Genomic DNA, 20543 nt, shown 5'->3' with positions numbered 1-20543 from the left:
CATCGCTCGTCATGCGCGGGCGGGTGTGCCGCTCCGGTCATTCCCCGGGGCGTATCGGCGTTGCGAGCTTCGCGTCGCAACGCCAGCTTCGGTCGCGTATCGCTGCGATCTGCGCGACGGCCGGGCTGCGCCATGCGTCGGGCAGCTTGCAGGTGCGGCGGACGGCGCGTTTCGCGGGCGTTGCGTCGCCAGGGATCGGCGCATTGCTGTCGTGCACGTCTCCCGTCAATGCATTGACGCTCGTATGGGATTCGGTGCTGCCGCTGCCGTCCCAGCGGAAGTCCCAACTGTCCTCATCCCATCCCGCGACGATCCATTGGCCGTTGCGCGTCGTCACGCGCCAGGTTTCGCCCCAGCGCATCGAACTGCCGCCGTTATTCCGCACCAGCAGCGAACCATGGCTGATGTCGAGCGGCTGGTACGGATCGCCCATCATGCCGCCGTCGCCCGGCCCCATCGCGATCGAGTCGTTCGTGAGTACGCGCTTGCCGTCGACGAAGATGCGCAGGCGTCGCGGGCCGTCGGGTTGCCCGCGCAGCACGTCGATGCAGGCGGTGACCGGTTGGGTCGAGCCGAACGCGCCGCGGATGCTGTCGTCGAGTGTGTAGCCGGTGTCGACTTTGCCGCACGGATCGTCGGTCGTGTTGGTCGGCGCGGCGCCATGTGCGGTGGAGGCGGCGAGGACGGTGAACGCAAGCAGCGCGCGCAGGCTGCGCGGCGCAGCGTCGAAACGCCCGGGAAACGACCGGAGAAATCGCATGGCGACAGGGGGATGAGAGGCCGGGCGTGCAGTGTAAGCGATTCGGCTGGCCGATCGGGCGGCGTGCGAAGGCGCGGTGTGCCGACGAGCGGGCCACCGCATTTTGCGTCGGCTTCGAAGGCCCGGAGCGTGCCGTCAACCGGCCCGTCGCCCGTCGTCACCCGAACCGCACACAATAAACCGGCGGCAAATGCGCAGACACCAGCCGCCAGTTTTCCCCGCCATCGTCGGACGTCCATAACCCGCCAGTCGTCGACGCCATCGCGAGGCGCGTGCCCGAATCGTCCACCGCGAGCCCGTGCCGATACACGAGGTCGTACGCCGGTGCGGCCGGCAACCCGTTCGTGAACTGCTCGAAACTGCGCCCGCCGTCGCGCGTGCGCGTGACGACGAACCGGCCGTTCACCGGAATCCGGCATGCGTCCTTCACGGCCGGCACGAACCACGCGGTATCCGGCTCGCGCGGGTGTACGGCCACCGCGAAGCCGAAGCTCGAAGGCTGCGCCTCGATGCGCCGCCAGTGTTCGGCGCCATCGGTCGAGCGGAAGATCGCGCAGTGATGCTGCGTCCACAGCACGTCCGGGTTGGCCGCGCACTGCACGACGCGGTGCGGATCCTGCATGTTGGGTTCGCCGCGCCGCTCGGGCGGCATGTAGTCGGCTTCCATGCCGTCGGCGGTCACACGCCACGTCGCGCCGCCGTCGGCGGTCTGCCAGACGCCGCCGCACGAGATGCCGACCGTCACGTGCCGGCTGTCGCGCGGATCGACCATCACCGAATGGATGCCCGGCGCATCGTATCCGCCGCCGCCCCATTCGGCGCGCTCCGGGCGATCCCACAATGCCCGGTTGAGCACCCAGGAACTGCCGCCGTCGTCGGAGCGGAACAGCCCGCCGGGAATCGTGCCAGCCCACAGCACGCCCGGCTCGTCGGCGCCGCCGGCTTCGAGCGACCAGATCTGCTGAAGCGTCCACGGCGGTTGCGGCGGGCGGGGAGGGGCGTCGTCCGCGTCGCCGGTGCCGGCACTCACGCGGGTGCTGGCAGGTGGGGCGTCGGCGGGTTGCGGCGGATAGACGGGAACCGCGCATTCTTCCCAGTCGGCGGCCCCAGTCTGCCTGCGATGTAGCTTGACGCCGAAATGACCGAGGTTCAGCGCCGCATACAGCGTGCCGTCGCGCGGGTCGGCGAGCGCCATGCTGACCGGCTCGCCCGCGAAGTGCGGCTCACCGGGCGTCCAGCCGCCGTGGCGGTCGGGTTGCAGGACGAACAGGCCCTTGCGGGTGGCGACGAGCAGTCGATCGTTCATGTGCGATGTCTCCTGATGGCCCGACCTGATGTTCTGGCACTGGATCGGCGCTTATGTGCAAGTTCCTTTATCCGCCCGTCAGCGCCTGCACGACATAGACCCGGCTGGCGTCGCCGAGCACATCGGACAGATGTTGCCGGTCGCGTATCGGCTGGCCGTCGATGAACACCGACAGGTGTTTGCGCAGCGCACCCTGGTCGTCGAGGATGTAGCCGCGCAGTCGCGGCTGCTCACCAAAAACGGTGTCGAATGCTTCGCCGAGCGTGAGGGCGTCGATTTCGCGCTCGGGCGTTTCGATATGCCGCTGGATCGAAGCGGCGAAGAAGAGGTGCGCCATGGCGGTGGCTGGCAGGAGCCGCGCGGAGGGGACGGTCTGTAGTTTAGGCGATCCATCGGGGGCGGAACGGTGGCGTTGCGTAGTCGCGGTGCGCCGGCGAGTCGGATCCGTCCCGGTCGACACGATCCGGCGATTCGGCAACAATCCTGCCCGGATCGTCATCGCATGCCGGATTCGGCCGCGATGCCGATCGACGGTCACACACGCTCCATTCACCAATGAAGGAAACCCTTGCCATGCCGCGATCCGCGCTGTCGATCGTCAAACCCGCCGTCGACGATATCGTTGCGGGCCGCAAGCAGGTGGAAATCCGGTCGTGGGCGCCGCCGGCCCTACCGCTATGCGATCTCGTGCTGGTGCAGAACACGATCTTCCTGCGACAGGACGGCCAGGAGGATCCAGACGGTATCGCGCTCGCGTTGGTCGACGTGGTGGGGGTACACGACTGGACGCCTGATGAAGCCCGCGCGCAAGGCAAGCAATGGTGTGCCGGGTACGTATGCTGGGAACTGACGAATGTGCGGGCGATCGATCCGCCTTTTTCGTGTGTCGCCCGGCGCGGCATCTATGCGTTGGCGGATGGCTCCGGCAAGGTGTCCTGATGATTGCGTCTGCATCCGGGCTGCGCTGAGTTCCTTCTCGTCACGAGACAGGGCGGTCGCGAAACGAATGGTCACCGGGCGCGCGCCGGTGACGTGCGCTAAACCGGAATCGACCGCCCGCGAATCCTGATCCCGAGCCGCACGACGCCAATCACCGCATTCGACAACCACGTGAGCAGGCGCGGCATTCCGCGCCGGCGGATATCGAGCAGCAGCACGATCCGCACTTCGTCGCTGTCGTTCCACACCTCGTGCATGAACGTGTCGTCCCACAGCAGGAAACGCCCCTCGTCGAGCCGGTATTCGTGGCCGTCGATCTTCAGCACGGCGGCCGGCGTGCCGTCCGCGCGCTTCGGCATCGACAGCACCAGATAGCCGCGCAGGATGCCGCGAAACGGCCCGCGATGCGGGGGAATGTGCTTGCCGGGTGCGAGGAACGACAGCGATGCGGACAACACGTCCGGCGACGCCGCGACGATCGACTCGATGGTCGGGCAGCGCGACAGGTTGCGCGGGAACGGCTGGCCGTACGCCTGCATGATGAACATCCGCCAGTCGCGGGCGTCGTTGGCCGAGATGTCGTACTGCTCGCGCATGATCTCGTGAAAGCGCGGGATGCGCGGCATGTCGCGCGCCACGGCGAATGCCTCTTGCTGGATGTCGGTCCACGCCCGGACGAAACGCTCGGCGTCGGGAAACGCGGCCGTGTCGAGCACTGCGCCGCCGTCGAGATGGCGGTCGTACAGCGTGCGCAGCAGGCCGGCTGCATAGTCGTAAGCGACGGACATGGTCGATCGAAGGGCGATCCGTAAGGGATGACGTCAGTCTGCCCGAAGCGCGGCGGGCGCTGCGTTACGTCAGGTTACGCCGGCTGACGAAAGAATGACAGTTTCATGAACGTCCGTCCCGAGCGCTCCCGGCGCCGGAGAAACCGCGCGGCTCGGGCCGCGACGCGCGGGAATAAATGCACGCGCTCCGTCGTCATACGGGTGTAGCACGTCGTCTCGTTGACTTCTCAAGGAGTGGAACATGAATACGCATTGGCTGGTGGCCGCCGCCGTGGCGGCGATTTCTCTCGCGGGTATCGCGCCGCAAGCGTCGGCACAGGCACTGACGCGCGCGCAGGTCAGGCAGCAACTGATCGACGCCGAAAACAACGGGCTGCGCTTCGTGACCGATACGTCGTATCCGGACGTGAGCCCGCTATTCCAGCGGCAGGCCGAACAGGTGCCGCAGCATCAGGCCAGCACGGCGGTCGGCAGCGATCCGGCCGCCGCCTCCGAAGCGGGCAAGCCGGCGACGATGCCGCCGCGCCAACGATCTGCCGCGTGCGTCGGCCCCGCGAGCTTCTGCTCGATCTATTTCGGGAGCTGACGCAGCCGCCTGCGTGCGCAGGTCAGGCATTCGATACGGTTGATCGATACGGAACATTGAAGGAGTTCATGATGAAAACATATGTCGCAGTCCTGACGATGATCGGAGCGATCGTCGGTCAGTCGGCTTTCGCGCAATCGGCCGCGCCGCTGACGCGTGCGCAGGTGCGCGACGAATTGATACGCCTGGAGGCAGCCGGATATGACCCGGCGAAGGGGGACGAAGGGGAGTATCCGGCGGACATCCAGGCGGCAGAAGCGAAGCTTGCCGAGCAGGACCGGGCGAGGATGGCGGCTGCCGCCGCGCATGCACCGGCGCCCGCTACGCCGGCGCAGACCGGCAACTAGGTGCCGCCATGGTCTTGTGTGACTTCAGGCCGTCGTGTTCGCGGCACGGCAGTACGGCAGCCCTTCGTGCCGCTCGACGCGGCAGAAGGGCACCGGCAGCGGTGCCGGTCATCGCGCGCCGCTTCGCGCGGCGTCGCGATCATCTGGCCAGCCGCGCCAGATGGGCGGGCAGGTCATTCGTGCGATGAACCGGAACGGCAGTCAGTATCGGTCTCGGCGGCCACCCGGCTCATGCGCGCGATGACCTGCCGTGCCGCCAGCGTGGCGATCACCAGGGCATCATGCGCTGCACGACCTGATCGCGCAGCACGAAGCGGTGTGCCAGCGCGGCTGCCACGTGCAGGCAAATACCGCCGAACAGTGCCCAGGCGAGGATGCCGTGCACGTCGCCCATCGCGTGGCCGAATCCGGAGCCGGCCGCCGACAGCGCGGGCAACGGCACGATCCCGAGCAGCGTCACGCCCCATGCGCGCGACGACGCGTTGATCCAGCCGAGCAGCGGCACTGCGATCAGCAGCGCGTAGAGCGCGAAATGCGTGACGCCCGACAGCGCACGCATCGCGGGCGGCAGGTCGCTCGCGGGCGGGCGATGCGTCACGCGCCACAGCACGCGGCAGACCATCGCGGCAATCAGCGCGGTGCCCACGAGCAGGTGCGCGGCGATCAGGCCGATGGGCTGCGTGTCGCGATGCACGTCGGGCATCGTCCAGCCGATCGCATATTGCGCAACGATCAGCGCGACGATCAGCCAGTGAAGAAGGCGTGCAACGGCGTCATATCGGGCGGGCGTGGACATGAGGACTCCTGGCGTACGACGGAGATGGTATCGGTCGGGTGGATTCTACGGTCGTATCCTTAACGAAACGTTAAGCACGCGACGGCCGCTCGTCGGGTTCGCCGGCCGGCACCGGTCCGCCCGCGTCCGCCGACGGCAGCGTAATCGCGACGCCGAGGCCGTGCCCGCCGATGCCGACCCCGAATTGCACGGTGCCGCCGAAGTACTGGGCGATGCGCGTGACGATCGACAGCCCAAGCCCGCTGCCGGGCGACTGCGCGCCGCTGCCGCGATAGAAACGGTCGCCGAGCCGCTCGTGCTCGCCGGGCGCGACGCCCGGCCCGTCGTCGCGCACGACGATGCGTTGCCGCGCACCGTCGTCGTGCACGCCGATCTCGATGCGACCGCCCTGGCGGCCATACTTGATGGCGTTGTCGACGAGGTTGTCGAGCAGGATGCCGATCAGGATCGGATCGGCTTCGATCGCCCGTCCGGCTGCGGTGCCGGCCACGAGGTCGATGGTCTTGTCCGATGCCTTCGCGAGATGGCGATCGATGGCGGCGTCGACGAGTTCGCGAACGACGACGGTGCGCGTCGGGATGCGTTCGTACTCGTCGAGCCGCGCGAGCAGCAGCAACTGTTCGGCGAGCCGCGCGCTGCGGTCGACGCCTTGAACGACCCGCTGCATCGCCAGTTGCTTGCGCGCCGGATCGTTGGTCGCGATCGCCACCTGGGCCTGGATCTTGATCGCGGCGAGCGGCGTCTTGAGTTCGTGCGCGGCGTCGGACGTGAACGCGCGTTCGCGCACGATCGATTGCCGCAGCCTGGCCAGCAGGCGGTCGATTGCGTCGACCAGCGTGCGCACCTCGTCCGGCACGGTGGCGATGCCGAGCGGCTCGAGCGATCGCGCATCGCGCGCGCCGATCAGCGTCGACAGTGTCTTCAACGGCGCGAGTCCGCGCCCGATCAGGTACCAGAGGAGCAGCGCCAGCACCGGGAGTGCGACGATCAGCGGCAGGACGATGCCGCGCGCGATGCCCGTTGCCAGATCGCTGCGCGTGTTGGCGATCTCCATCACGCGTATCCAGCGTCCCGACGCGTCGTCGCGCAAAGTGTGCGTGCGCCATGACGCGCCGCGAACGACGATCATCTCGGGGGTGCCGCGCGGGTTGCGCGTGTCGGGCAACCCGACCGCTTCGGCGGGAAGGCTCGACGCGACGACATGGCCCTGCGCGTCGCGTACCTCGAACAAGACGTCGCGCGGCAGTCGATCGCCGTCGGTTTCAGGGCCGGCACTCGCATTGCCGCGCCCCAGTTCGATGCGTGCGTCCGGCGGAAGACGGGCGAAGCGATCGAGGTCGGCGGGCGACAGATTGACCAGCAGCGACGCATATTCGACGAGGCGGGCGTCTTCCCATTCGCCGATCTCGCGGGTCGCATGACGGAAGCCGCCGAATACGGCGACGAGCCACACGACGGTCACGCAGCCGAGCGCCATCGACGACACGCGTCGCCGAATCGAGCGGGAGATCATGCGAGGTCGACAACGTAGCCGATGCCGCGGACGGTGCGGATCAGTTCCGCGCCGAGTTTCTTGCGCAAGTTCGAGACGTGAACCTCGATTGCATTGCTTTCGATGCCCTCCTGCCAGCCGTACAGGGTGTCTTCGAGGCGCGCGCGCGACTGCGGCGCGCCCGGGTGGCTGACGAGCTGAACCAGGATGGCCCACTCGCGTGACGTCAGTGCGATGCGCGATGCATCGCGCGTCACCGTGTGGGCGGTCAGGTCGATCGTGATGTCGCGCCACACGATTTCGTCGCCGGCGCGGCCCTGCGAACGGCGCACGAGCGCACGACAACGGGCGAGCACCTCGGTCAGCTCGAACGGCTTCGCGAGATAGTCGTCCGCGCCGTCGTCGAGGCCGCGGACCCGGTCGGCCACGGTGCCGCGCGCGGTCAGCACCAGCACGGGGACCGTGTCGCCCGCATCGCGCAATGCGCGCAGCAGCTCGGTGCCCGATTTCCCCGGCAGGCCGAGATCGAGCACGACGAGCGCGAAGCGCGTCGTCGCGAGCGCGGTGGCGGCCGCGTGACCGTCGCGCAACCAGTCGACGTGATAGCCGGCCTGACTCAGGCTGATCTCGAGACCGCTGCCGATCAGGTCGTCGTCTTCAACAAGGAGGAGTCGCATGGTCGATTCGGGTGCAGATGCCTGCGATTGTACGAGTGCCGCCGTGCATGCCGTGCAACGGATTGTAATTGTGCTGCATCAAGCTTCTCCCGATTCTGAAGAACGCTTAAGGTTCGCCACCGTCAATCCCGCTACCATCGGCCACACCATTTCTCGGGTTGTTCTTCGCTTCCCCGGATCCCGAACCGGGTCACGCATGTCCGGCACATGCCGTGTGTGCTTGCCCGTCAATCCTCGACCCCTCCGATCGATCTGCGATCGACGCGTGTCGTCCGCACGGGAGATTCTTTCACCATGGCATTCTCGACGATCGAGCGATGGCGCGCCCACTTGCTGGTCGCCGCACTGGCCGGCATGTTCATTCAGTGTTTCGTGCTGGTGTCGTTGCTCGCATGGCGCGTACCCGAAGCATTTTTCACCACGATGACGTTTCGCGTCTGGGCCGTCATCGCGGTCGCCACGGCGATCCTTTCGGCCCGCAAGCTTGCCGGCGTGGCGTTCCGGGCCGCGGTCGCATGCGGCTGCGTGCGCGTGACAGGAATCGATCGCCGTACGGTAGTCGTGTCATCTGATTGCGCGTATCGTCGCTGGGTCGTCCTTCACATCCGGCTCCACGGGAATCGATACGGCGGCGCGCACGGGTGAACCCGCGTGCGCGCGGCGGCTCCCGGGTGTCGTGGTCGTCCGGGTCACCACTGGGGAGAAGCATGGTTTTGCTGCATGTGCTGCGCGCGCTGGCCGGGGCAATGTCGATCGTCTGCGGGCTGGGCGTGTTGTTGGGCATTGCATACACGGTGACGGCCAGCGTGCTGGTCGGCCGGTTCTTTTCCCGGGCAGCGGCCCAGCCGCGCGATTATCCGGGCGTCACCGTCGCGAAGCCGCTGCACGGCGACGAGTGGCAACTCGTACAGCATCTTGAAAGCTTCTTCGTACAGAATTATCCGGGGCCGGTCCAGCACCTGTTCGGCGTGCACGATGCGAGCGACAAAGCCCTCGCAGCCGTCGAGACGCTGCGCGCGCGCTACCCCGATGCGAACATCAAGGTCGTCGCCGATGCGCGCTTGTACGGGCCGAACCGCAAGATCGCCAATCTCGTGAACATGCTCGAACACGCGGAGTATTCGGTGCTTTGTCTCGCCGACAGCGACGTGCTGGTCGAGCGCGATTATTTGCGTGCGGTCGTCGGCGCGCTGCAGCAGCCGGATGTCGGCATCGTGACGAGCGTGTATCGCGGCATCGCATCGCCGGGCTTCTGGCCCGGTGTCGCCGTCGCGATGACGAACTACCATTTCCTGCCGGGCGTGATCACCGGGCTCTTCATCGGGCGCGCACGGCCATGCTTTGGCCAGACGATTGCGATCACGCGCGCGACGCTCGAGCGCATCGGCGGGCTCGCGCGTTTCGCGCATCATCTGGCCGAGGATCACGCGCTGGGCGAAGCGGTGCGGCAGGTGGGCGCGCAGGTCGTCATTCCGCCGTTCGTCGTCGGGCATGCGTGTGTCGAGGAGACGTTCGCCAAGCTGTACGCACACGAATTGCGCTGGAGTTGCACGATCCGCGCGGCGGACCGGCTCGGTCATGCCGGCTCGGTGCTGATGCATCCGGTGCCACTCGCGCTGCTGGCGCTGCTGTTCTCCGGCGGCACGGCGGCCGCGTGCGGGCTGGCGGTCGCGGCGCTCGCCGCGCGGGCGCTGCTGATGCTGAAGACGAGCCGGGCAACCGGCGCGGGCCTGCGTGGTGCGCTCTGGCTGCCGTTCGTCGATCTCCTGCAGTTCTTCGTGTTCGTGTCGAGCTTCTTCTCGTCGCATGTCGTGTGGCGCGGCACGCGCTTTCACGTCGACCGGGAAGGCCTGCTGTCGCCGGCGAGCGAATCATGACGACGCCGACGAACCCCGGTGCCGATGCCGCGCAGCGGAACGCCGCACGGGGCGACGCGCGGCTGCGCCATGTGGGGCAGGTGGCGGCGCTGGGCGGGCTGGCGCTCGCCGTATGGCTGATCTGGCGCGAGCATCCGCTGGAAATCCTGCATCGCCTGCAGATCGCCGGTGCGGGGCTGTTGCTCGCGGCACTGGCGCACATCCTGCCGATGCTCGCGAACGCGTGGGACTGGCGGATGCTGATTCGCGGCCCGCGCCGGCCATCATTCGCGACGATGCTGAAGCTCGTGTGGATCCGCGAATCGATCAACGGGTTGTTGCCGGTCGCGCGGATCGGCGGCGAGATCGTGTCGTTCGGCCTGCTGAGGCAGGCGGGCGTGCGGCCGGCAACCGTCGTGGCCAGCCTCGTCGCCGACATGCAGCTGACGCTGATCAGCCAGCTGGTGTTCGCGCTGGTCGCGATCGGCTACGTGCTCGAGCACGTGTCGTCGGATGCCGCGCGGGTGGCCGGCAACCTCGCGATCGGCATGGCCGCCTTGGTGCCGGTGCTGCTGCTGTTCGCGCTGGTGCAGCATGCGCGGCCGTTCGAACGCGCGATGCGCGTGCTCAACCGCGTCACGAGCGGCAAGGTGGTGGCGCTGGTCGGCGAATCGGCGCGCACCGATCAGTCGATCCGGATGATCTGGAGAAAGACCGGCATCGTCGTGCGCTATCTCGTGATCTGGCAGACGCTGCAGTTCGTGGGCTATGCGCTGGAAATCTGGCTCGCGTTGTATTTTCTCGGCGCGGAGCCGACCTTCGCGCAGGCGCTCGCGATCGAGGCGCTGATCCAGCTCGTGAGCAGCATCGCGTTTCTGATGCCGGGTGGCCTCGGCGTGCAGGAGGGCGGGTTCGTGCTGATCGGCGGGCTGCTCGGGTTCGACCCGCCGACCTGTCTCGCGCTCGCCGGCGCACGGCGTGTGCGCGACCTGCTGTTCTATCTGCCGGGCCTGCTGGCGTGGCAGTGGGCGGCCGGTTCGGCGAACCGGCCGGGTGGAACGAAACGCGCGACGTTGCCCATCGGGGAATCGGCCCGGCCGCGTTGATGTGACCGGGCAGCCCGTGCCCGCCACGCGCGGCGGGCGGCGCGGGGAATCAGCGTCGTTCGTCGGCGAGATGGCCGCGGATCACGTCCGCGAACGACGTGTCGCCCTTCAGCCCGAGCGCCTCCGCGCGCGACGTGTCCCAGCGGCCCGGCCAGCTGCCGACGATCTTCTCGACACGCTCGTCCGGCACATGACGGATCAGCTTCACGACTTCGTCACCCGCGACTTCGCGCAGTGCCGCGATCATTTCGTCGACCGATACCGAAATGCCGGGGAGATTGATCACACGTTTGTTGCCGAGCTGCGCGCTGTCGATCTCGCAGCCGGCGACGAGCGCTTCGATCGCGCCGCGCGGCGACAGCAGCCACAGCCGCGTCGAACCGGGCACCGGGCACACGCTTTCCTCGCCGTTCAGCGGCTCGCGGATGATGCCGCTCGCGAACGACGACGCGGCCGCGTTCGGGCGGCCCGGCCGCACGCTGATCGTCGGCAGCCGCAGCACGCGGCCGTCGACGAAGCCGCGCCGCGCGTAGTCGCACAGCAGCAGCTCGGCGATCGCCTTCTCGGCGCCGTATGACGATTGCGGGTTCAGCGCGGTGTCGTCCTGCACGACGTCCGGCAGCGCGCCGCCGTAGACTGCGACGGAGCTCGTGAACACGACGCGCGGCCGATGGCCACGCGCGCGGCACACTTCGAGCAGCGTGCGCGACGCGTCGAGGTTGATCCGCATGCCGAGATCGAAATCGGCCTCGGCCTGCCCGCTGACGATCGCCGCGAGGTGGAAGATCGCGCCGGTGTGGGTGTCGATCGCGCTGTCGAGCACCGCGCGGTCGGCGATGTCGCCGACGATCGACGTCACGCGCGCGTCGCCGAAATCGCTGCCCGCGACGACGTCGAGCAGCACCAGCTCGTCGATCTTCTGGCTCCGGCCGTCGGGGCCGGTCAGTTCGCCGCGCTCGAGCAGCTTGCGCGCAAGACGCTGGCCGAGAAAGCCGGCGCCGCCGGTGATCAGTACTTTCATTTGAGTTGCCCTCTTCGAATGCTTTGAATTACAGGTAAGGCTTGAGCCAGCCGAGCCCTTCCGACGTGCCGGCCTTCGGGCGGTATTCGCAGCCGATCCAGCCGTCGTAGCCGAGCGCGTCGATCAGCGCGAACAGATACGGGTAGTTGAGTTCGCCGACATCCGGCTCGTGACGCTCGGGCACGCCCGCGATCTGGATATGGCCGATGCCCGCGAAATCGCGCTTGAGCTTCATCGCGAGATCGCCTTCGACGATCTGGCAGTGGTAGCAGTCGAACTGCACCTTCACGTTCGGCGCCCCGATGTCCGCGCACAGCGCATGCGCGTCGTCCTGCCGGCTCACGAAATAGCCGGGCATGTCGCGCTGGTTGATCGGCTCGATCAGCACCGTGATGCCGTGCGCGGCGGCCGCCTGCGCGGCGTGGCGCAGGTTCGCCACGTAGGTGTCGCGATGGCGCGCGTGGTCCGCGCCCGGCGCGACCAGGCCGGCCATCACGTGCAGCTTCTTGTTGCCGAGCACGCGCGCGTAGTCGAGCGCCTGGTCGATCCCGCGCCGGAACTCGTCCTCGCGGCCCGGCAGCGACGCGATCCCGCGCTCGCCGGCGGCCCAGTCGCCGGGCGGCGCGTTGAAGAGCGCCTGCTCGAGGCCGTGCGCGTCGAGGCGCGCGCGGATGTCCTCGGCAGCGAAGTCGTACGGGAACAGGTACTCGACGGCCTTGAAGCCGTCGTAGGCGGCAGCGGCGAAGCGTTCGAGGAACGCGTGCTCGGTGTACATCATCGAGAGGTTGGCGGCGAAGCGTGGCATGGCAGCGGGTCCGGTGAATGAATGGGGCGGGGCGCACGGCACCCCGCGTCGAATGGCGGCCGATCCGGCAGATCAGCGGTTCACGAGTTTCGCGGGCGTGAGCCACACGGCGATCGCGCCGATCACGAGCATCGCGGCGAGCACGTACATGCCGGACGCCGTGCTGTGCGTGACGTCCTTCAGGTAGCCGATCACGTACGGGCTCGCGAAACCGGCGAGGTTGCCGACCGAGTTGATGATCGCGATCCCGGCCGCGGCCGCGGAGCCTGCGAGGAACGCGGTCGGCAGCGACCAGAACAGCGGTGCGCAGGTCAGCACGCCGCCCGCCGCGAGCGACAGGCACACGATCGACACCGCTGTATTGTGCGAGTACGACGCAGCGACCGCAAACCCGACCGCACCCATCAGCGCCGGCACGATCAGGTGCCAGCGGCGTTCGCGGCGCTTGTCCGCGCTGTGGCCGAACAGGTTCATCACGACGATCGCGACGAGGAACGGAATGGCCGACAGCAGGCCGATCTGCAGCGTATCGGTGATGCCGGTCGATTTGACGAGCGTCGGCATCCAGAACGTGAGGCCGTACTGGCCCGTGACGAACGCGAAGTAGATCAGCGACATCCACCACATGCGCGGGTCGGAGAACACGGCCTTCAGCGAATGGCCGTGCTTCTGCTGTTCCTGCGGTTGCGCGGCGATCTCGTCCTCCAGCAGTTGCTTCTCGCGCTCGTCGAGCCACTTCGCGCTGCGGATGCTGTTGTCGAGATACAGGATCGTCGCGATGCCGACCAGCACGGCCGGTACGGCTTCGATCATGAACATCCATTGCCAGCCGTGGAAGCCCGAGCCGCCGTGGAAGCGCTCCATGATCCAGCCCGACAGCGGGTTGCCGAAGATGCCCGACACGGGGATCGCGGACATGAACACCGCGATGATCTTCGCGCGGCGGTGCGACGGGAACCAGTACGTGAGATACAGGATCACGCCCGGATAGAAGCCGGCTTCCGCGAGGCCGAGCAGGAAGCGCAGCACGTAGAACTGCGTCGGCGTCTTCACGAACGCGAACAACGCGGAAAGCAGGCCCCATGTGATCATGATCCGCGCGATCCAGATGCGTGCGCCGATCCGGTGCATCAGCATGTTGCTTGGCAGTTCGAACAGAAAATAGCCAAGAAAGAAAATGCCGGCGCCGAGCCCGAACACGGTTTCGCTGAACGCGAGATCCTGCGACATCTGCAGCTTCGCGAAGCCGACGTTCACGCGGTCGAGATACGCGACCACGTAGCAGAGCATCAGGAACGGCACGATGCGCCAGAATACTTTCTTGTAGGTGCGGTCGAGTTCCGCGGCATGGGCGGGCGCGGCGGGCGAGCGGCCTGCAGCCGCGTCGAGAGCAGTCATCGTCGTCTCCAAGGATGTCGTGTGCCGGCGGCGCGTACGTCGCCGGTCGTGTGTGTGCTGACGGAAGGGCCCGCGCACACGGCGGGCATGGGAATCGTTGTGCGGCGCGTCGTTACCAGCGCGCGCCGAAGCTGGTACGTAGTTCGTCGAGCGCAGCGTCGTCGAGCGGCTCGGGTTTCGGGTGCGTCATCAGCCACAGCCGCGCCGTTTCCTCGAGTTCTTCGAGTGCATACGACGCATGCGACACCGACGGCCCCCACATCACCGGGCCGAGGCGCTCGAGCAGCACGCCGCGCACCTGGTCGGCGAGCGCCGCGACTTCGGCCGCGACAGCCGGGTCGCCAGGGCGGCGGTAGCGGATCAGCGGAACGTGGCCGACCTTCATCACGTAGTACGGCGTGATCGGCGGCAGCACGTCGGTGTCGCGCCACACGCCCGCGAGCGTCAGCGCGACGAGGTGCGTCGAATGCGTGTGGACGACGCCGTTTGCTTCGGCATTGCGCGCATAGATGCCGCGATGCAGTGCGAGCGTCTTCGACGGCTTGCCGCCCGATACAGGCTGGCCGTCGAGGCCGACCTTCGCGATGTCGTTCGGGTCGAGCCGGCCGAGGCACGCGTCGGTCGGCGTGATCAGCCAGCCGTCGGCGAGGCGCGCGCTGATGTTGCCGGCGCTGCCGACCGCGTGGCCGCGCGCATACAGGCTCGCGCCGACGACGCAGATCTCTTCACGAAGTTTTGCTTCGTCGCTCATCGTGCGGCTCCGTCCAGCGCGCGCAGCGCCTTGTCGAAAAAGTCCGTGGTGCCGAAGTTGCCGGACTTCAGCGCGAGGCCGAGCGGCTGCGCGTCGATGGTGGCCGTCGCCGGCACGCCGGGATCGATCTGTGCGCCGATCTGCAGCGACTTCACGTCGAGCGCCTGCACCACCGCGCCGGACGTTTCGCCGCCGGCGACGACGAACTTGCGCACGCCGAGTTCGCGCAGGCCGCGCGCGATCGCCGCGAGCGTGGTTTCGACGAGATGGCCGGCCGCGTCGACGCCGAGCGCCTGCTGCACGGCCTTCACTTCGTCGGGCGTCGCGGTCGCGTAGATCAGCACGGGCTGCGGCAGATGCGAGCGCGCGAACGCGAGCGCCTGGTCGACGACGGGTTCGCCGCGCGAGGCCGCGAGCGGATCGATGCGGAAGCTCGGCCGCGTGGCGCGCCAGGCGGCGACCTGCGCGTTGGTGGCCTTCGACGCGCTGCCGGCGAGCACGGCCGACAGGCCATCGATGCGCGGCAGCGACGCCGCGTTGTCGCGCTCGGGCAGTTGCTCCGCGCGGCGGAAATTCGCGGGCAGGCCGAGTGCGATGCCCGAGCCGCCGGTGACGAGCGGCAGGCCCGCGCACGCTTCGCCGAGTACGTAGAGGTCGCGATCCGACAGCGCGTCGGCGATCGCGAAGCGCACGCCTTCCGCGCGCAGTTGTTCGATCCGCGTGCGCACGGCGGCCGCGCCCAGCGTGATCGTGTCATAGCGGATCAGGCCGACCGGCGACTGCGTTTGCCGCTGCAGCACGCGCACGAGGTTCGCGTCCTTCATCGGCGTGAGCGGATGATTCTCCATCCCCGATTCGTTCAGCAGCACGTCGCCGACGAACAGGTGGCCGCGATAGATCGTGCGGCCGTTCTCCGGGAACGCGGGGCACGCGATCGTGAAGCCGCCGCCGGCCGCATCGAGCAGCGCATCGGCGACGGGGCCGATGTTGCCCGCGTCGGTCGAATCGAACGTCGAGCAGTACTTGAAGAAGAACTGGCGGCAGCCCTGCGCGCGCAGCCATTCGTAGGCGGCGAGCGATTGCGCGACGGCGTCGGCTGCGGGAATCGTGCGCGACTTCAGTGCGACGACGATCGCGTCGGCGTCGAGCGTGGTGTCTGCGGCGCCGTCGGCGGGCACGCCGATCGTCTGCACGGTGCGCATGCCGCTCTTCACGAGCATGTTCGCGAGATCGGTCGCGCCGGTGAAATCGTCGGCGATGCAGCCGAGCAGGGGACGGGAAGCGGAAGCGGTCATGGCAGAAGCGTCGTTCGAATCAGCGGGCGGGCGGCAGCGTGATGCCGGGAAAAGTCTTGATCACGGCGGAATCGTCCTCGCCGCCGTGGCCGGCACTCGACGCGCTCATGAACATCTGGTGCGCGGTGGCCGACAGCGGCAGCGGGAACTTGCTGCGGCGCGCGGTATCGAGCACGAGGCCGAGATCCTTCACGAAGATGTCGACGGCCGACAGCGGCGTGTAGTCGCCGTTCAGGATGTGCGGCACGCGGTTCTCGAACATCCACGAGTTGCCGGCGCTGTGCGTGATCACGTCGTACAGCGCGTCGGCATCGACGCCTTCGCGCAGGCCTAGCGCCATCGCCTCGGCTGCCGCCGCGATGTGCACGCCGGCCAGCAGCTGGTTGATGATCTTCACTTTCGAGCCGATGCCGTGCGCGTCGCCGAGGCGATAGACCTTGCCGGCGATCGCCGCGAGCACGTCCTCGCAGCCCGCATACGCGGCGGCCGGGCCCGACGTCATCATCGTCATCTCGCCGGAGGCCGCACGCGCGGCGCCGCCGGACACCGGCGCATCGAGCATCTGCAGGCCAGCCGCCTCGATGCGAGCGCCGAGCGCGACCGCGAATTCGGGCGCGACGGTCGCGCTTGCGATCACGACGCCGCCCGGCTTCATCGCCGCGACTGCGCCGTGCTCGCCGAACAGCACCGTTTCGGTCTGCGCGGCATTGACGACGAGCGTGACGACGACGTCGCACTGCGCGCCGAGTTCGGCCGGCGTCGCGCACGCGATGCCGCCTTCGGCGGCGAACGCCTGCAGCACGGTGTCGCGCACGTCGCATGCGTGGACGCGCAGGCCGGCGCGCAGCAGTGAGCGGGCGACGCCGAGGCCCATCGCGCCGAGGCCGATGACTCCAACATTTCGTGACATGGTCAACCTTGATCGATTCGGAAGAGGGGCGGCGCGGCCGCCGCCGGGTTCAGCAGATGCCGGCTTCCGCGAGACGGCGGGCGGCGTTGTACATGTGCGTGCGTGCCGCGTTGCGTGCGGCCATCGGGTCGCGCGCGCGGATCGCGTCGGCGATCGCCGCGTGTTCCTCGCGCACCTGGCGCGAGAAGTCCTCGCGCGTCGCTTCGTTGCGCCGTGTGACCTTCACGCCGGCTTCGAGGTACTGGTTCAGGAACTGCAGCGTCTTCAGGAAATACGGGTTGCCGGTGACGGCCGCGATCGTGCGGTGGAACGCGACGTCTTCCGCGACGCCGTCGCGCCCTTCGGCCACCGCATCGTCGATCTTGCGCAGCGCATCGTCGATGTCGGCCATGTCTTCATCGGTGTGATTCAACGCGGCTTCGGCCGCCACTTCGGCCTCGATCGCACGGCGCACCGCGAGCAGGTGCGGCAGCGAGGTGGCCTCGACCGCTTCCGCGTAGTCGATCCGCAGCGGCCGGATCGCGCCGTGCTGGTTCACGTACACGCCGCTGCCCTGGCGCGGCTCGACCACGCCTTCGTTCTTCAGCCGCGAGATCGCTTCGCGAATCACGGTGCGGCTCACGCCGAATTCCTGGGCGAGCACGGCCTCCGTCGGCAGCTTGCCGGTGGCGGAGAAACTGCCGACTTCGATCTGCTTGAGCAGTTGCTGCGCGACATGGTCGCTCATCGCACGGGCGGGAATTTTCTCGAACATGGTGCTCTGGTTTGTCAGGTTATGTGGTCATCATACAAATTTGAAGGTGTGACAGCACCCGGGATAACCCTCGGTTAACGGATGGCAACGTCGGTTAAATTGACTGGAACCGGTTCCAATTGAGCCGAAACCGATGCGTTCGAGTGTCGATTCGCGATCGGTTTGGAAAAGCGGCGGGCGCCCGTAGCCGTCAGTCGGCGATGTCCTCGACGGGATCCGCGGCGATCGCCGCGCCGGCTTCCGCCGCTTCACCCCCCCGTTCCCGATACGTCGCCGGCGGCACGCCGTACTGCTTGCGGAACTCGCGCCCGAGGTGCGACGCATCGGCGAACCCGCAGCTCGAAGCGATATCGGCCACCGTGCGGTCGGAACTGGTCAGCAGCCACGCGGCCGTGCGCAGCCGCACCTGCTTCGCGAACGCCTGCGGGCTCTTGCCTGTTTCGGCCTTGAACAGCCGCTCGAGCTGTCGCGTGGACAAATCGAGCTTGCTTGCGAGCTCGTCGAGCGACAGCGCGCGCCCGACATGCTGTTCCATCAGCAGAATCGCGCGCTTGACCTTCGGGTGCGTGGCCGGTTCGAGCCCCGGCGGATGCGGCTGCGGCGCATTGCCTTTCTGCATCTCGCCGACCAGCAGGATGCGCAGCGCCTTCTGCACGGTTGCGTGATCGAAGTGGCGCAGCAGGATCGCGGCGGCGACGTCGATCGACGCGCGGCCGCCCGAACAGGTGATGCGGCGCCGGTCGATCACGAACAGCCGGTCGGCGATCAGCAGATCGGGATCGGCGGCCGGAAAGCGCTCGATGAAATCCCAGTAGTGGAACCAGCTCACGCAGGTGCGGTGCCCGTCGAGCACGCCCGCGCGCATCAGCGTGAACACGCCGGTGCAGATGCCGACCACCGTCGCGCCGCCCGCCGCCGCGCGGCGGATGAAGTCGAGCGTCTCGGGGCCCGCCTGCGGCCCCGAATGCAGCAGCCCGCCGACCACCACCACGTAGTCGAACGGCTCGGCCGCGTCGAAGGTTTCCCACGGCGTGATCTGGATCCCGCAGCTCGCGCGCACCGGCGCGAGGGTCTCGCCGATCACGCTCCACGCGCAGCGCACCGGCTTGCTGTAGTCGCCGTCGTCCGCCGACAGCCGCAGCATGTCGACGAAGCCCGAAAAGGCCGTCAGCGTGAAGTTCGGCAGCAGCACGATGCCGAAGCGGATACGCCGCGGCGCGGGTTCTGCGAGGGGGGAAGCGGGTACGTCAGGTGTCATCGCGGCCAATCTCTTCACGCCCGGCGGGCGGTCTCACTCAGTCTGTTGATACGGGTGATGCGGGTACGGCAGTCGGGCGCGGCCGGGCGGCGCGGATGTAGCCAGCGTCGCTGATCGGTTCCGGCCCGACTTGTGGTTTTCCGTCGCCAACCATCGCCAAAACGCACTTTCGGGGCCGCCGAAGGGGGGCTTGGCGGCGGTATCCCACGCCGATGCCGTTTTTGTTCTATCGGCCGATTTTACGCTTTGATGTACTGGCGCCAACGTCATTTCACGTGTGTCCCACCCAGAGGAAGCCAGATGAACGTCAGCGTCTTCGACCTGTTCAAGATCGGCATCGGCCCGTCCAGTTCGCATACGGTCGGCCCGATGATCGCCGCGTGCCGCTTCGCGTCGCACGTGGAGGACGCGAACCTGCTCGGGTTCGTGCGCCGCGTGCGGGTCGAACTATACGGCTCGCTCGGCGCGACCGGCAAGGGCCACGGCACCGACAAGGCCGTGCTGCTCGGTCTCGAGGGCCACCTGCCCGACACGATCGACCCGGACCTGATCGAGCCGCGCCTTGCCGCGATTCGCGCGGAGAAATCGCTGTCGCTGCTCGGCAAGCAGACGGTGCGCTTCGAGGAAAAGGAACACATCGGCTTCTACCGCAAGCTGATGAGCGGCACGAGCATCGTGCACCCGAACGGGATGCGCTTCCAGGCCTTCGACGAGCACGGCCAGCTGCTCGTCGAGAAAGAGTATTACTCGGTCGGCGGCGGCTTCGTCGTGAACCGCGACGGCGATCGCGTGAACGGCGTGCGCGCGGCGGTCGAGGTGCCGTATCCGTTCCGCACCGGCGACGACCTGATGCGCCAGTGCCGCGAGCACGGGCTGTCGATCGCCGAGCTGATGATGCGCAACGAATGCGCGCTGCGTCCCGCCGACGAAGTGCGCGCCGGGCTGCTCGCGATCTGGCGCACGATGGCCGCCTGTGTCGAGCGCGGCTGCAAGGTCGAGGGCGACCTGCCGGGCCCGATGCGCGTGAAGCGCCGCGCGGCCGAGTTGAACACCCGCCTGCGCGAGCGCTCGGAAGAGTCGCTGCGCGACCCGCTGTCGATGCTCGACTGGGTCAACCTGTATGCGATGGCCGTCAACGAGGAGAACGCGGCGGGCGGCCGTGTCGTCACCGCGCCGACCAACGGCGCGGCCGGCGTGATTCCCGCGGTGCTGCACTACTACGTGAAGTTCGTGCCGGGCTCGAACGAAGCCGGCATCGTCGAATTCCTGATGACGGCCGCGGCGATCGGGATCATCTACAAGGAAACCGCGTCGATCTCCGGTGCGGAAGTCGGGTGCCAGGGCGAAGTGGGCGTCGCGTGCTCGATGGCCGCGGCCGCGCTCGCCGCGGTGATGGGCGGCACGCCCGACCAGGTCGAGAACGCCGCCGAGATCGGCATGGAGCACAACCTCGGGATGACCTGCGACCCGGTCGGCGGGCTCGTGCAGATCCCGTGCATCGAGCGCAACGCGATGGGCGCGATCAAGGCGCTGAACGCGTCGCGCATGGCGCTCAAGGGCAATGGCCAGCACTACGTGTCGCTCGATTCGGTCATCAAGACGATGCGCGAGACGGGCGCGGACATGAAGACGAAATACAAGGAAACGTCGCGCGGCGGTCTGGCCGTGAACGTCATCGAATGCTAAACGAAGGATCAC

Annotated in this window: 22 protein-coding genes; 7 read left to right on the top strand and 15 right to left on the bottom strand. The window is 67.9% G+C overall.

What is annotated here, in order from left to right; genetic code table 11:
- Positions 1-37: 37 nt before the first annotated feature.
- The 3 genes from LGN19_RS30215 to LGN19_RS30205 form a co-directional block, all read right to left on the bottom strand.
- Positions 38-760 (bottom strand): hypothetical protein, encoded by a 723-nt coding sequence (locus LGN19_RS30215; RefSeq protein ID WP_226218814.1) that lies wholly within the window; start codon positions 758-760, stop codon positions 38-40.
- 157 nt (positions 761-917) lie between these two features.
- Positions 918-2066: a WD40/YVTN/BNR-like repeat-containing protein gene (locus LGN19_RS30210; RefSeq protein WP_226218813.1), complete on the bottom strand. Its 1149-nt coding sequence runs from the start codon at positions 2064-2066 to the stop codon at positions 918-920.
- A 67-nt stretch (positions 2067-2133) separates the two neighbouring features.
- Entirely contained in the window at positions 2134-2403 is a 270-nt protein-coding gene (locus LGN19_RS30205) for a MoaD/ThiS family protein (RefSeq protein WP_226218948.1), read from the bottom strand.
- Positions 2404-2621: 218 nt separating this feature from the next.
- Here LGN19_RS30205 and LGN19_RS30200 point away from each other — a divergent pair, with 218 nt between their 5' ends.
- On the top strand, positions 2622-3005 hold the full coding sequence (locus LGN19_RS30200) for an ASCH domain-containing protein (RefSeq protein ID WP_226218811.1): 384 nt from the start codon (positions 2622-2624) through the stop codon (positions 3003-3005).
- Between the two features lie 98 nt (positions 3006-3103).
- Here LGN19_RS30200 and LGN19_RS30195 read toward each other — a convergent pair whose 3' ends face one another.
- Positions 3104-3793, bottom strand: a complete 690-nt coding sequence (locus LGN19_RS30195) for an aspartyl/asparaginyl beta-hydroxylase domain-containing protein (protein WP_226218810.1) — start codon at positions 3791-3793, stop codon at positions 3104-3106.
- A gap of 241 nt (positions 3794-4034) precedes the next feature.
- Between LGN19_RS30195 and LGN19_RS30190 the strand changes: the two genes are divergently transcribed.
- Both LGN19_RS30190 and LGN19_RS30185 read left to right on the top strand, forming a co-directional pair.
- The gene (locus LGN19_RS30190; protein WP_226218808.1) at positions 4035-4379 is read left to right on the top strand and encodes a DUF4148 domain-containing protein; all 345 of its coding nucleotides are present in this window, start codon (positions 4035-4037) and stop codon (positions 4377-4379) included.
- A 71-nt stretch (positions 4380-4450) separates the two neighbouring features.
- On the top strand, positions 4451-4726 hold the full coding sequence (locus tag LGN19_RS30185) for a DUF4148 domain-containing protein (protein WP_174961864.1): 276 nt from the start codon (positions 4451-4453) through the stop codon (positions 4724-4726).
- Between the two features lie 268 nt (positions 4727-4994).
- On the opposite strand, the gene LGN19_RS30180 is transcribed toward LGN19_RS30185, so the two are convergent.
- The 3 genes from LGN19_RS30180 to LGN19_RS30170 form a co-directional block, all read right to left on the bottom strand.
- Entirely contained in the window at positions 4995-5522 is a 528-nt protein-coding gene (locus LGN19_RS30180; RefSeq protein WP_226218807.1) for a cytochrome b, read from the bottom strand.
- 70 nt (positions 5523-5592) lie between these two features.
- The gene (locus LGN19_RS30175) at positions 5593-7035 is read right to left on the bottom strand and encodes an ATP-binding protein (RefSeq protein ID WP_226218805.1); all 1443 of its coding nucleotides are present in this window, start codon (positions 7033-7035) and stop codon (positions 5593-5595) included.
- Positions 7032-7691: a response regulator gene (locus tag LGN19_RS30170; RefSeq protein ID WP_122947951.1), complete on the bottom strand. Its 660-nt coding sequence runs from the start codon at positions 7689-7691 to the stop codon at positions 7032-7034. Before LGN19_RS30170 ends, LGN19_RS30175 begins: the two co-directional genes overlap by 4 nt.
- 294 nt (positions 7692-7985) lie before the next feature.
- Here LGN19_RS30170 and LGN19_RS30165 point away from each other — a divergent pair, with 294 nt between their 5' ends.
- The 3 genes from LGN19_RS30165 to LGN19_RS30155 all read left to right on the top strand — a co-directional run bounded on the left by LGN19_RS30165 (position 7986) and on the right by LGN19_RS30155 (position 10653).
- Complete coding sequence (locus LGN19_RS30165; RefSeq protein WP_122947950.1) at positions 7986-8336, top strand: hypothetical protein; 351 nt, start codon at positions 7986-7988, stop codon at positions 8334-8336.
- 62 nt (positions 8337-8398) lie between these two features.
- A complete protein-coding gene (hpnI, locus tag LGN19_RS30160) occupies positions 8399-9568 on the top strand; it encodes a bacteriohopanetetrol glucosamine biosynthesis glycosyltransferase HpnI (protein ID WP_226218804.1) in 1170 nt (389 codons plus the stop codon).
- Positions 9565-10653 carry a lysylphosphatidylglycerol synthase domain-containing protein gene (locus LGN19_RS30155; RefSeq protein WP_122947948.1) on the top strand — a complete coding sequence of 363 codons (1089 nt, stop codon included), beginning with the start codon at positions 9565-9567 and terminating at the stop codon, positions 10651-10653. The genes hpnI and LGN19_RS30155 overlap by 4 nt, the downstream gene beginning before the upstream one ends.
- Positions 10654-10702: 49 nt before the next feature.
- Here LGN19_RS30155 and denD read toward each other — a convergent pair whose 3' ends face one another.
- The 8 genes from denD to LGN19_RS30115 form a co-directional block, all read right to left on the bottom strand.
- The gene (denD, locus tag LGN19_RS30150) at positions 10703-11674 is read right to left on the bottom strand and encodes a D-erythronate dehydrogenase (RefSeq protein ID WP_226218802.1); all 972 of its coding nucleotides are present in this window, start codon (positions 11672-11674) and stop codon (positions 10703-10705) included.
- A 28-nt stretch (positions 11675-11702) separates the two neighbouring features.
- Positions 11703-12479 (bottom strand): 2-oxo-tetronate isomerase, encoded by a 777-nt coding sequence (gene otnI / locus LGN19_RS30145; protein ID WP_226218801.1) that lies wholly within the window; start codon positions 12477-12479, stop codon positions 11703-11705.
- Between the two features lie 72 nt (positions 12480-12551).
- The gene (locus LGN19_RS30140) at positions 12552-13877 is read right to left on the bottom strand and encodes an MFS transporter (RefSeq protein WP_122947945.1); all 1326 of its coding nucleotides are present in this window, start codon (positions 13875-13877) and stop codon (positions 12552-12554) included.
- Between the two features lie 112 nt (positions 13878-13989).
- Positions 13990-14628, bottom strand: a complete 639-nt coding sequence (locus LGN19_RS30135) for an aldolase (RefSeq protein ID WP_175223396.1) — start codon at positions 14626-14628, stop codon at positions 13990-13992.
- Entirely contained in the window at positions 14625-15923 is a 1299-nt protein-coding gene (gene otnK, locus LGN19_RS30130) for a 3-oxo-tetronate kinase (RefSeq protein ID WP_226218799.1), read from the bottom strand. Before otnK ends, LGN19_RS30135 begins: the two co-directional genes overlap by 4 nt.
- A 19-nt stretch (positions 15924-15942) precedes the next feature.
- Positions 15943-16833, bottom strand: a complete 891-nt coding sequence (ltnD, locus tag LGN19_RS30125) for an L-threonate dehydrogenase (protein ID WP_006489132.1) — start codon at positions 16831-16833, stop codon at positions 15943-15945.
- Between the two features lie 49 nt (positions 16834-16882).
- The gene (locus LGN19_RS30120; RefSeq protein ID WP_011354089.1) at positions 16883-17587 is read right to left on the bottom strand and encodes a FadR/GntR family transcriptional regulator; all 705 of its coding nucleotides are present in this window, start codon (positions 17585-17587) and stop codon (positions 16883-16885) included.
- Positions 17588-17777: 190 nt separating this feature from the next.
- Complete coding sequence (locus tag LGN19_RS30115) at positions 17778-18845, bottom strand: GlxA family transcriptional regulator (protein ID WP_122947941.1); 1068 nt, start codon at positions 18843-18845, stop codon at positions 17778-17780.
- A gap of 300 nt (positions 18846-19145) precedes the next feature.
- On the opposite strand from LGN19_RS30115, the gene LGN19_RS30110 reads away from it, so the two are divergent.
- Positions 19146-20531 carry an L-serine ammonia-lyase gene (locus LGN19_RS30110; protein WP_122947940.1) on the top strand — a complete coding sequence of 462 codons (1386 nt, stop codon included), beginning with the start codon at positions 19146-19148 and terminating at the stop codon, positions 20529-20531.
- The last annotated feature ends 12 nt before the right edge of the window (positions 20532-20543 follow it).

It is taken from the genome of Burkholderia sp. AU30198 (assembly GCF_020419825.1).
GTDB lineage: Bacteria > Pseudomonadota > Gammaproteobacteria > Burkholderiales > Burkholderiaceae > Burkholderia.
The sequence above is the reverse complement of the archived record's forward strand: the minus strand, read 5'-3'. Positions and strand labels throughout refer to the sequence as shown.